The 687-nt window shown below is 51.8% G+C and carries 1 protein-coding gene; it reads left to right on the plus strand.

All coding sequences use genetic code 11. From position 1 onward, the window contains the following. Nucleotides 1-124: 124 nt before the first annotated feature. Nucleotides 125-418: a hypothetical protein gene (locus tag ACZYGA_RS16955; RefSeq protein WP_479399728.1), complete on the plus strand. Its 294-nt coding sequence runs from the start codon at nt 125-127 to the stop codon at nt 416-418. Nucleotides 419-687: the final 269 nt, after the last annotated feature.

Genomic DNA, 687 nt, shown 5'->3' on the forward strand with positions numbered 1-687 from the left:
TTGAAAAGTCAAGCACTTGATGATGAGTCAATCGACTGCCTCTAAGCATCATCCAGTGGTGAGGGGCGTTGCCCGATCACCTGTTCCGTAAGGAGTGCGGCGTATTCTAGCGAATCGCCCGGAATTGTCAATCGATGATTTGGAAGCGGACTTCAAAAACATCAAACAAAACAATCACCTGCAAACCTCTTTTACCGCTGGTAACGCCATGCGTCCCCGGCAGCGGATGCGTACTTTACGCATTCACCTCTGCAAGTGCAAGCGCTTTCTTCAAAAAGCATCCAGCCATGCAGTGTTCGGCGCTTTCGGCCGTCACGATTCAGGACGACATCATGGTAAAGAAGCGGGCCTGATCGATCGCTCTGATGATTCCCGAGAGTCACACCTGGAAAAAAGGGGTGTGGATAACCTGACATGAGCCGCTCAATGAAAGTTTTCCACACCCCATTACCGACCTGGAACGAGACAATATCTTTACCCATGCGGTGTGAGCACCACCAGGACCGTGCGCCCTCCCCACTCGAAGCGTATGAAGACTTGTACGTTCACTTGGCACGTCGAAGATCATCAAGATTCTGGTATCACATTCCAGTGCGCCATTTTTCTGTGCACCACCTCTCCAAGCACCACTTTTTCCTACGCACAAAGAGAACCGCCCCTGCAGCTGGGCTGCAGGGGCGGTTCAAT

The sequence above is a fragment of the Cobetia sp. BL01 genome, from assembly GCF_056493605.1.